At 61.5% G+C, this 11,176-nt stretch carries 10 protein-coding genes; 3 read left to right on the top strand and 7 right to left on the bottom strand.

Annotation, left to right across the window (positions count from 1 at the left end; genetic code table 11):
- Window positions 1-103 precede the first annotated feature (103 nt).
- The 6 genes from M2401_RS08940 to M2401_RS08915 all read right to left on the bottom strand — a co-directional run bounded on the left by M2401_RS08940 (window position 104) and on the right by M2401_RS08915 (window position 7,859).
- Complete coding sequence (locus M2401_RS08940; protein WP_259101716.1) at window positions 104-910, bottom strand: electron transfer flavoprotein subunit beta; 807 nt, start codon at window positions 908-910, stop codon at window positions 104-106.
- Window positions 900-2,120 (bottom strand): electron transfer flavoprotein subunit alpha/FixB family protein, encoded by a 1,221-nt coding sequence (locus M2401_RS08935; RefSeq protein ID WP_259101659.1) that lies wholly within the window; start codon window positions 2,118-2,120, stop codon window positions 900-902. The genes M2401_RS08940 and M2401_RS08935 overlap by 11 nt, the downstream gene beginning before the upstream one ends.
- Entirely contained in the window at window positions 2,120-4,066 is a 1,947-nt protein-coding gene (dgcB, locus tag M2401_RS08930) for a dimethylglycine demethylation protein DgcB (RefSeq protein ID WP_259101657.1), read from the bottom strand. Before dgcB ends, M2401_RS08935 begins: the two co-directional genes overlap by 1 nt.
- A gap of 130 nt (window positions 4,067-4,196) precedes the next feature.
- A complete protein-coding gene (dgcA, locus tag M2401_RS08925; RefSeq protein WP_259101655.1) occupies window positions 4,197-6,257 on the bottom strand; it encodes a dimethylglycine demethylation protein DgcA in 2,061 nt (686 codons plus the stop codon).
- A 15-nt stretch (window positions 6,258-6,272) separates the two neighbouring features.
- Window positions 6,273-6,803: a DUF5943 domain-containing protein gene (locus M2401_RS08920; protein ID WP_259101652.1), complete on the bottom strand. Its 531-nt coding sequence runs from the start codon at window positions 6,801-6,803 to the stop codon at window positions 6,273-6,275.
- 78 nt (window positions 6,804-6,881) lie between these two features.
- A complete protein-coding gene (locus tag M2401_RS08915) occupies window positions 6,882-7,859 on the bottom strand; it encodes a dipeptidase (RefSeq protein ID WP_259101650.1) in 978 nt (325 codons plus the stop codon).
- A gap of 229 nt (window positions 7,860-8,088) precedes the next feature.
- On the opposite strand from M2401_RS08915, the gene M2401_RS08910 reads away from it, so the two are divergent.
- Entirely contained in the window at window positions 8,089-8,490 is a 402-nt protein-coding gene (locus M2401_RS08910) for a lysozyme inhibitor LprI family protein (protein WP_259101648.1), read from the top strand.
- Window positions 8,491-8,548: 58 nt separating this feature from the next.
- The gene (locus M2401_RS08905; RefSeq protein ID WP_259101646.1) at window positions 8,549-8,965 is read left to right on the top strand and encodes a DUF3010 family protein; all 417 of its coding nucleotides are present in this window, start codon (window positions 8,549-8,551) and stop codon (window positions 8,963-8,965) included.
- A 151-nt stretch (window positions 8,966-9,116) separates the two neighbouring features.
- On the opposite strand, the gene M2401_RS08900 is transcribed toward M2401_RS08905, so the two are convergent.
- A complete protein-coding gene (locus M2401_RS08900) occupies window positions 9,117-10,067 on the bottom strand; it encodes a GlxA family transcriptional regulator (RefSeq protein ID WP_259101644.1) in 951 nt (316 codons plus the stop codon).
- A gap of 203 nt (window positions 10,068-10,270) precedes the next feature.
- Between M2401_RS08900 and M2401_RS08895 the strand changes: the two genes are divergently transcribed.
- Window positions 10,271-11,158: a 3-keto-5-aminohexanoate cleavage protein gene (locus M2401_RS08895; RefSeq protein WP_259101643.1), complete on the top strand. Its 888-nt coding sequence runs from the start codon at window positions 10,271-10,273 to the stop codon at window positions 11,156-11,158.
- Window positions 11,159-11,176: the final 18 nt, after the last annotated feature.

The raw sequence follows: 11,176 nt of genomic DNA, 5'->3' as shown, positions 1-11,176 counted from the left end.
ACTCGGTATGTCAGCACATACCGAGTCGCTTTCTTCGCGGGCAAGCCTCGCTCCAACGGGGCATTGTTTATTGTCAGGGGTGTGAGGAGTGAGTTGCGCTATGTCAGCGCACCACACCCTCTTCCACCAACAGTTTGAGAATCGCCGCAGCGCCTTCTTCGGGGCTGACGCCCTTGAGCACCTGGCCACCGCCGCCGCTGGCTTTGGCGGTCGCGGCTTTCATGCGGTCGGCGCCGCTCTTGGCCTTGATCACTTTCAGGCGTTTTGGCCGTGGCTTGGCCGGTTGCAGGGCGTTGCCTGTGAGTAACTCGTCCACCACCACTTCCACTTCCTCGGCGCCCAGCACTCCGCGCTGGGCCGGGCCGTAGGCGCTTTGCCGGGCTTTGGGGGCGGCGTTATCCACAGTGGCCATGAACGGCAGGCGCACTTTCAGGCGACGACGCTGGCCCCGTGGCAGAGCTTGCAGGACCAGGGCCACGCCATTGTCCAGGGATTCGACTTCCGCCAGACCCACCACCAATGGCCAGCCAAGCTTCTCGGCCAGCAGAAACGGCAGCATGCCCGAGCCTTCACCGGTTTCCGCCTGACTGCCGCTGAGCACGACCTGCACATTGGAATCGCGGATGTAGTCCGCCAGTGCTGGCAGGGCGTCGGCGCCTTCAGGTTGTTCCAGTACGTGCAGCTCATCCAGGCCCATGCCCAGGTAAGCACGCAGGGCCGGCTCTTCGACGTTGCCGGCATGCAACACATGCAGGTTTTTCCCCGCCAGTTGCAGGCCCAGCTCGACGCCACGGGCGTCCTGCTCGGCACGACGCGGCCGCCCCGAGGTCGGGTGGGCGCCGATGGAGACCAGGCTGATGATATGCACAGCATTGTTATCCACAGGTGAACTCGCTTGCTCAGGCCGCATCACGTTTTGCCTCATTGCGGTACGCCTCGACAGCGGCGATCAGGGCCTTGAAGATCTCGGCGCTTTCGCCGATCACCGACAGGTCCGCCCGTTTGATCATGTCGCAACCGGCATCCAGGTTGATCGCCACGACCTTGTCGCAGGCACCGATACCCTGCAAATGCTGGATCGCACCGGAGATACCCACCGCTACATAAACCCGCGCGGTGACCCAGGTGCCGGACGCGCCGACCTGGCGATCACGGCTCATGAAGCCATCGTCCACCGCCACCCGCGAGGCACCTTCGGTCGCGCCGAGGGCCGCTGCAGTGCGGTGGAACAGGTCCCAATCCTTGACGCCGTTGCCGCCGGAGAAAATGAACTCGGCTTCGGCCATGGGAATGGCGCCCGGGTCCACGGCCACGGCACCGAGGTCTTCGATACGCGGCAGGCTGCGCGCCACGCTTGTGGATAACTCTACAGGCAAGGCTTCGTGACGGGTTTCGCTGACCGGCTCGGCGCACTCGGCGGCAGCCAGGATCAGGCGCGCCAATGGCCGCGCCAGGTCTTCACGGCCCGCACCGGCACGGCCGATGCATTGCTCATCCTTGACCTGCCACACCCGCGTCGCCGGGCGTTCACCCAGGCTGGCGGCAAAACGACGGCCCAACTCGCCACCACCGCTGCGGCTATCCGGCAGTAACCAATGGCGCGGGTTGAACTGGTTATCCACAGCCCGCAGCCCTTGCACACGCTGCTCTGGTGAATAACCGGTGAATTCGCTGCCTTCCAGTACCAGCAAGCGGTCCACGCCTGCTGTCGCGAAGGCGTTTTCCTTGTGCTCGCCAAAGACCACGGCCAGCACCGCACCGTCCTTGCCCGCCAGGCTGTGGGCCAGGCCGAGCAAATCGCGGTCGTGGCTGCTCAGGCGGCCACCGACCATGTCCGGCGCCACACAGATATAGAAAGCGGGCTCAGCGATCTGATGCAGCGGCAGTTGCACTTCAGCAGACGCGGTACGCTTGACCGTGCCGCCCTGTTGCGCGCCGCTGCGGTCGATGCGCTTGATGCCGTTAGGGCCGATAAAACCGATGCCATGGACGTTCTTGCGCATCAGGCCGTTAGGCCCCATCCAGCTGGCCTGGGTCGGTTGCATGGCCGCATGCAGCGGGTGCAGTCGGTTGCGGGCGATCCACTCAGCGCGAGGGTCGCGGCGAATAATGTCGCTCATCAGTGCACCTCCGCAGGTTCACGTTTGGCGGGTGTCGACTTGGCCGCCGGAGCCTCTTCGAGCAGTGCATCGGCCACCAGCTCGGCAATGTCCTTGATCATCGGCCGCGGTTCGACCACGCCTTCAAGCATCGCCGTGCACTGTGGACAACCTACCGCCACCAGCTCAGCGCCAGTCTCGCGGATGTCTTCCATGCGCATGTCGGGGATACGCTGCTTGCCGGGAATGTCGGTAATCGGCGCGCCGCCACCGCCACCGCAGCAGCGGGAACGGAAGCCGGAGCGTTGCATTTCCTTGACCTCGATACCCAGGGCACGCAGCACTTCACGGGGCGCTTCATACTCGCCGTTGTAGCGGCCCAGGTAGCACGGATCGTGATAGGTCACGCTGGAGCCTTTGTGCTGGCCCAGGTTCAGTGCGCCACCGCCGATCAGCTCGTTCATGTAGGTGCTGTGGTGCTGGACCAGGTAGTTGCCGCCAAAGGCGCCGTATTCGTTTTTCAGCACATGGAAACTGTGCGGATCGCAGGTGACGATACGCTTGAAGTTGTATTTGCTCAGGGTCTGGATATTGCGCTTGGCCAGCATCTGGAAAGTTGCTTCATCACCGAGACGACGGGCAACGTCGCCGCTGTCGCGCTCTTCCAGGCCCAGGACGGCGAAGTCGACATTGGCTGCTTTCAGCACTTTAACGAAGGCGCGCAGGGTGCGCTGGTTGCGCATGTCGAAGGCGCCATCACCGACCCAGAACAGCACGTCAACGGTATTTTTCTCGCTGAGCAGGCTCAGGTTGAGGTCCGCCGCCCAGTTCATCCGCCCGCCCGGTGCGAAGCCGCCGGGGTTGTCGGTAGCGATCAGGTTGTCGAGGACTTCGGCGCCCTTGTTCGGCGTCGCGCCCTTTTCCAGGGTCAGGTGGCGGCGCATGTCGACGATGGCGTCAACGTGCTCGATCATCATCGGGCACTCTTCCACGCAGGCACGGCAGGTGGTGCAGGACCACAGGGTCTCGGCATCGACCAGACCATTGACGATCGGTTGATGAGGGTTGCCGCCATGCTCGCCAATCGCCTTGCCGGGGTAAGGGCTGCCGGCGAACTTGGCATCAGTGCCACCCGCCAGGCCGACGACCATATCCTGAATCAGCTTTTTCGGGTTCAACGGCTGGCCGGCCGCAAATGCCGGGCAAGCCGCTTCACATTTACCGCACTGCACGCAGGCGTCGAAGCCCAGCAGTTGGTTCCAGGTGAAGTCTTTGGGTTTCTCCACGCCCAGAGGCGCTTGCGGGTCAGTCAGGTCCAAAGGCTTGAGGCCAGTGGAACGACCGCCGCCAAAGCGCTCGGCGCGACGGTGCCAGGCCAGGTGCAGAGCACCGGCGAAGGCGTGCTTCATCGGCCCGCCCCAGGTCATGCCGAAGAACAGCTCGGACACGCCCCACAGCACACCGACCGCCAGAATCGCCGCCAGCACCCAGCCACCGAAGTCTTCGGGCAGGATGCCCGCGACCGGCAGGGTGATCAGAAAGAAGCTCACCGAAAACGCCATCAGGCTCTTCGGCAGGCGCATCCACGGCCCCTTGGACAGGCGGCTTGGCGGGTTCAGGCGACGGCGATAAACAAAGATCGCGCCGACGAACATCACTGCCGTCATCAACAGCAGGGCGTAACCGAGGATGCGGTTATGCAGGCCGAAACCATGGACCAGCAGCGCCAGAATGATCGACGCCACGGCCCCGCCCGCTGTCGCGACGTGGGTATTGGCGATGTATTTGTCCCGCGCGACCACATGGTGCAGATCGACCATGTAGCGCTTGGGCATGGCCAGCAGGCCACCGAGCAGATCGACCTTGGAGGCACGACCCCGGCGCCACATGGCGGCCCGTCGCAGCGCGCCGAGGACACCCAGGCCCAAGGCAGCGAACAACAGGATGGGAAGAAGGGTGTTTAGCATGTGGAGCTCCTACAGCGCACTCGGTCTGCCTGTGGGAGCGTGGCTTGCCCGCGATGAAGTCGGCGCGATAATTCAGATGTACCGCGTTATCGCCCATCGCGGGCAAGCCTCGCTCCCACAAGGTTCGGGCTTAGAAATCCTTGCAGAGACGAAGGCCGTCATAGATCGCCGCATGGGTATTACGCTGTGCCACGCAGTCACCGATACGGAACAGCAGGTAGCCGTCACCCGGTTGGCTCAGCGAAGGTTGCGGCTGGATGGCGAACAGGGCATCGATATCGATCTGGCCTTTGTTGCGCGAGCCTTCCTTCAGGGCGTAGTAGATTTCCTCATCAGGACGCACACCGTTTTCGATGACGATCTGATCGACTACACGCTCTTCCTTGGCGCCGGTGTATTCGTTCTCCAGCACCGCCACCAGCTTCTCGCCTTCGCGGTAGACCTTCTCCAGCATCATGTCGCCGGTCATGATGATTTCTTTCGGGTACATGCTGCGGTAGTACGTCGGGAACGAGGTACCACCCATGGCCACGCCCGGCTTGATGTCGTCAGTGACGATCTCGACCTGGCTGCCCTTGTCGGCGATGAAGTCGGCGGCAGACATACCTGTGAACTCACAGATGGTGTCGTAGACCAGCACGTTTTTGCCCGGTGCGACCTTGCCGTCGAGGATGTCCCAACTGCTGACAACCAAACCTTCAGCCGCGCCCCAGTGCTCGTTCTGCTCGATGAACGGATGACCGCCCACCGCCAGTACGACGATATCCGGACGCAGGTCGAGAATGGTTGCCGCATCGGCAGCCACGCCCAGGCGCAGGTCGACTTTCAGCCGTGCCAGCTCCAGCTGGAACCAGCGGGTAATACCGGCGATCTGGTCACGTTGCGGCGCTTTCGACGCCGTGGTGATCTGGCCACCGATGAATTCTTTCTTCTCGAACAGGGTCACGTCGTGACCACGCTCGGCGGATACCCGTGCAGCTTCCATCCCGGCAGGGCCGGCACCGACTACCACGACCTTGCGTTTGGGCCCGGTGGATTTCTCGATGATGTGCGGCACGCCCATGTATTCACGGGAGGTCGCGGCGTTCTGGATGCACAGTACATCCAGCCCCTGGTACTGGCGGTCGATGCAATAGTTGGCGCCGACGCACTGCTTGATCTGGTCTACCTGACCCATTTTGATCTTGGCGATCAGGTGCGGGTCGGCGATGTGGGCGCGGGTCATGCCGACCATGTCCACATAGCCGCCTTCCAGAATACGGGTGGCCTGGTTCGGGTCCTTGATGTTCTGCGCGTGCAGGACCGGAGCCTTGACCACTTCCTTGATACCGGCCGCCAGGTGCAGGAACGGCTCCGGCGGGTAGCTCATGTTGGGGATAACGTTGGCCAGGGTGTTGTGGGTATCACAACCCGAACCCACCACACCGATGAAGTCGATCATGCCGGTCTGGTCGTAATACTTGGCGATCTCTTTCATATCGTCATGGCTGAGACCATCCGGGTGGAATTCGTCACCACAGATACGCAGGCCCACGCAGAAGTCAGGACCGACTTCCTTGCGCACAGCCTTGATCACTTCCAGACCGAAACGCATGCGGTTCTCGAAGCTGCCGCCCCATTCGTCGGTGCGCTTGTTGACTCGCGGGCTCCAGAACTGGTCGATCATGTGCTGGTGCACCGCCGACAGCTCGACGCCGTCCAGGCCACCGGCCTTGGCCCGTGCCGCAGCACTGGCGTAGTTGCCGATCACGCGCCAGATCTCTTCCGGCTCGATGGTCTTGCACGTCGCGCGGTGTACCGGCTCACGGATGCCCGACGGCGACATCAGGGTCGGCCAGTGATCGCCGTCCCAACGCGAGCGACGGCCCATGTGGGTAATCTGAATCATGATCTTGGCGCCATGCTTGTGCATGGCGTCGGCCAGATTCTGGAAGTGTGGAATGATTTTATCGGTCGCCAGGTTGACGGACTTCCACCAGCCTTGCGGGCTATCGATAGCCACGCTGGAAGAGCCGCCACAAATGGCCAGACCGATGCCGCCCTTGGCTTTCTCCTCGTAGTACTTCACATAACGGTCGGTGGTCATGCCGCCATCAGTGGCGTAGACCTCGGCGTGCGCAGTACTAAGGACGCGGTTGCGGATCGTCAACTTACCGATTTGAATCGGCTGGAACATTGCTTCGAAAGCCATGACGGAAACCTCGACTTACAACGGCTTGACGGTGAACAGGCCGTCGTCGTGGCCTTCTTCAGAGCCGCCATAGACTTGCTCGGCAACGGTGCGGATCGAGCTGCCACGGGCTTGCAGGATCTGGTCCATCGCGCCAGCGAACCAGCCGGTGAACATGTAATCGACCTTGCGACCAACCTTGCCGTACACGTAGACGAACGCCGAGTGTTCCAGCTTGACGCTGCAAGTGCCCTTGTCCAGGTCGATGTCCTGGATCTTGAACAGGCCCCAGCCGCGCTGCGACAGGCGCTTCATGTAGTGTTCGAACACCGCGACGCCTTCCAGGCCGTGGCATTCAGCTTCTTTCTCACACCAGTGCCAGGCGGACTTGTAACCTGCCTTGTAGAGGATCTCGGCGTAGGCGTCAGCGCCCAGGACTTCTTCGATACCCATGTGGTTGTTGACGAAGAAATGGCGTGGCACATACAGCATCGGCAGGGCGTCGGACGTCCAGACACCGGTTTCGCTGTCGACTTCGATTGGCAATTGCGGGGCGATCTTGGCCATGGAAACTTAACTCCAGAAAATTCGGTTTGATGCTCTCTCCACAAACGGGAGAGAGAGAAATTCAATAATCGACGAGGCTTATTCGCCCCAGACGTCGGCCAGGATGCGTACCCAGTTTTCGCCCATGATCTTGCGCACCACACGTTCCGGGTGGCCGCGCTTGAGCAGGGTTTCGGTCAGATTCGGGAACTCGCCGACGGTACGGATGCCCAGCGGGTTGATGATCTTGCCGAAACTGGTCAGGCGACGGGCGTAGCCCTTGTCGTGGGTCAGGTACTCGAAGAAGTCCTGGCCATGGCCCTGGGTGAAGTCGGTACCGATACCGATGGCGTCTTCGCCAACGATGTTCATGACGTACTCAATGGCTTCTGCGTAGTCGTCGATGGTGGAGTCGATGCCCTTGGCCAGGAACGGCGCAAACATGGTCACGCCGACGAAGCCGCCGTGGTCAGCGATGAACTTGAGCTCGGCATCGGATTTGTTGCGTGGATGTTCTTTCAGACCCGAAGGCAGGCAGTGGGAGTAGGTCACTGGCTTCTTCGATTCGAGGATGACTTCCTCGGAGGTCTTGGAGCCGACGTGGGACAGGTCGCACATCACGCCGACACGATTCATTTCGGCGACGATTTCGCGACCGAAGCCCGACAGGCCGCCGTCACGCTCGTAGCAGCCGGTGCCGACCAGATTCTGGGTGTTGTAGCACATCTGCACGATGCCCACGCCCAGCTGCTTGAAGACTTCGACGTAGCCAATCTGGTCTTCGTAAGCATGAGCATTCTGGAAGCCGAACAGGATGCCGGTCTTGCCCAGCTCCTTGGCCTTGCGGATGTCAGCGGTGGTGCGCACCTGCATGACCAGGTCGCTGTTCTCGCGAATCAGCTTCTGGCTGGAGGCAATACTGTTGACCGTGGCCTGGAAACCCTCCCAGACGGAGACGGTGCAGTTGGCCATGGTCAAGCCGCCCTTGCGCATGTCCTCGAACAGCTCACGGTTCCACTTGGCAATGATCAGACCGTCAATAACGATGCTGTCGGCGTGCAATTCGGCTGGGCTCATCAGGCTGTCCCCTTATAGGTGCTGTGCGCCGAATCGGCTGTCGGCGCTATTGGGGCCAGCATAAGCCCGAGGGTCAGGCGAGCCGGGTGCAAAAACGACAGGGGGTTTGCCGAAAGCGTCAAGAAACGACAATGGGCGACAGGACGCGGTTACGTTACATCTTGCAAAACTGTTCTTTGGCCCGCGCTTGGGCCAGAATTCGACGCATCTAATGGATCGGAGCGACCTAATGAAGACGATTTTCCTGGCCTTGGCTCTTTTCACCACCGCTGCCCACGCAGCGCAGGACCCGGATCGCAACCCGTGCGATGGCGTCGACGAGGACAAGCAAACCCTGGAGTGCTCGAAATACAGCCGCGACACCGCCGAGGAACTGCTCAAGGAAAACTTCAAGAACCTGCAGGAACGCGTGAACACCCAGTTCGGCGCCAACAAAAGCCAGGCTAACGATCTGATCAGCAAGCTCAAGACCGGCCAGCAGGCCTGGGAAAAGCTGCGTGATGCCGATTGCGCGGTCGAGGTGTTCCCTTCCGCGGCAGGCAGCCCGGCCTACAACATCTCCATGAACGACTGCATCGCCCACACCAGCGATGAGCGCTCGGAGTATCTGGAGTCGGTGTTACAGGAATGACCGCACAATGAGCTACCCTGAGACGCTTATGCATTCCGTTAGCGTCCAAGGCTCTCCCATGATCATTTGCGGTATAGAAATCAAAGGCAGTGAAGCCATCTTCGCCCTGGCCACGCGCCAGCAGGACGGCGTCGGCCACCTGCCCCTGGCGATCAAGAAAATCGGCCTGGAGGACGATGACGAGTCCGCCAACGTCAAGGCCTTCGCCCAGCAGATCGCCGGTTTCGTGCGAGAAAACGGCATCAGCCATATCGCCATCAAGAAACGCAGCAAGAAAGGCGAGTTCGCGGGCGGCCCGACCACGTTCAAGATCGAGACGATCTTCCAGCTGCTGCCGGACTGCACCGTCACCCTGCTGTCGCCCCAGACCATCAATGCGCAGAACAAGAAACACGACTTCGCCCTGCCCGACTCGCTGAATAAATATCAGCACGAGGCGTTCAAGGCGGCGTGTGCGGGGTTGATGAAGAAGTAGCGATAGGCTGATTTGCTGGAGCGGTGCTCGGGAGAGAGTTGTGGGAGCGAATTCATTCGCGAATGCTGTGGTCCAGGTGAAGAAGATACGTCGAATGTACCGGCCTCTTCGCGAATGAATTCGCTCCCACAAGATTTGCTCCCGGCCCGGGTCAGCGAGTCAGCGCGGTACTGCGCCGATCCTCGCGCGGACACTGGGTAAACCGCGCCCGATAACTACGCGTGAAGTAAGACGGCGATTCAAACCCGCAGGCAATACTCACTTCCAACACACTCATATCGCTTTGGCGTAGCAACTGGCGGGCCTTTTCCAGGCGCAGGCCGAGGTAGAAGTTGCTCGGCGTGTCGTTCAAGTGCAGACGAAACAGGCGCTCCAATTGGCGGCGGGTTACCTGGATGCCCTCGGCCAGCTCAAGGGTGCTCAGAGGTGGCTCGGTGTGTTGTTCCATTTCGCCGATCACCTGCACCAGTTTCTTGTTGCTGATGCCATAGCGTGTGGCGACCTGCATGCGCTGGTGGTCCTTGCGCGGGCGGATGCGGCCCAATACGAATTGTTCGGAGACCTTGATCGCCAGTTCCGGCCCGTGGGTCTGACCGATGAGGTCGAGCATCATGTCGATGGACGCCGTGCCGCCCGCCGAGGTGATACGGCGACGGTCGATTTCGAATAGTTCTTGGGTCACTTGCAGGCGTGGCCAGGTTTCCTTGAAGGCGTCGATGGCCTCCCAATGCATGGTCAGCCGGTAGTTATCCAGCAAGCCCGCCTGAGCCAGGACGAAGCTGCCGGAGTCGATGGCACCGAGCGTCACGCCTTCGTTGTCGAGGCGACGCAGCCAGTGTTCGAGGGCTGGCGTGTAGAACTTCAGCGGCTCGAAACCGGCGACCACCCACAGGGTTGCACCCTTTTTCAGCGGTTCCAGCGCCGCATCGGCGTTGACCGACATGCCGTTACTGGCGATCACCGCGCCACCATCGGCGCTGAGCACATGCCAGCGATACAGCTCCCCACCAAAACGATTGGCGACCCGCAGCGGCTCGACCGCCGAAACGAAGCCCATCACCGAAAAACCGGGCATGAGCAGAAAGTAGAAATCCTGGGACATGGGCGTTCTCGGCTGGGTTGTGGGTGAGCGCAGGGTCAGCGTAAACAGACAGATACGCTGCTTCCTCGATCCCGGCAAGAGAGCAGGTCGCTGCTGTGCAAGAGCTGGTCGCCGCTGTGCGTTTTCCGAGGCTTGCGGCTGCGTAGTTTTGCACCATCAACTTCCGCCATAACAACATGCCAAGCCTGCAAGGAACCGAACCCATGAACCATGACGTCATCATCACCTGCGCACTGACCGGTGCTGGCGACACGACCGGAAAGAGCCATCTGGTCCCGATCACTCCCAAACAAATCGCTGCAGCTGCCGTGGAAGCCGCCAACGCCGGTGCCACTGTGGTGCATTGTCACGTACGTGACCCTGAAACCGGCAAGTTCAGCCGCGACGTCGAGCTGTACCGCGAAGTCATGGACCGTATCCGCGACTCGGGCGTAGACATGATCGTCAACCTGACCGCCGGCATGGGCGGCGACCTGGAGATCGGCCCGGGCGAGCGCCCTACCGACTTCGGCCCCAACACCGACCTGGTCGGCCCACTGGCCCGCCTGGCACACGTTGAAGCCCTGCTCCCGGAAATCTGCACTCTGGACTGCGGCACCCTGAACTTCGGTGACGGCGACACCATTTATGTATCGACCCCGGCCCAGCTGAGGGCGGGCGCCAAGCGCATCCAGGAACTGGGCGTGAAAGCGGAGCTTGAGATCTTCGATACCGGCCACCTGTGGTTCGCCAAGCAAATGATGAAAGAGGGCCTGCTCGATAACCCGCTGTTCCAGCTGTGCCTGGGTATCCCTTGGGGTGCGCCGGCGGACACCACCACCATGAAGGCCATGGTCGACAACCTGCCGGCCGACGTGGTCTGGGCCGGTTTCGGTATCGGCCGCATGCAGATGCCGATGGCGGCGCAAGCGGTGCTGCTGGGCGGCAACGTGCGGGTCGGCCTGGAAGACAACATCTGGCTGGATAAAGGTGTACTGGCCAGCAACGGTGCCCTGGTCGAGCGCGCCAGCGAAATCCTCAGCCGCATGGGCGCCCGCGTCATGACCCCGGCCGAAGGCCGCGTGAAGATGGGCCTGACCAAGCGCGGGTGATTCGCCACATTAACGCGC

It is taken from the genome of Pseudomonas sp. JUb42, assembly GCF_024807945.1.
Lineage (GTDB): Bacteria > Pseudomonadota > Gammaproteobacteria > Pseudomonadales > Pseudomonadaceae > Aquipseudomonas.
Note: the sequence above shows the minus strand (reverse complement) of the source record. Positions and strands in the feature narration are given on the sequence as shown.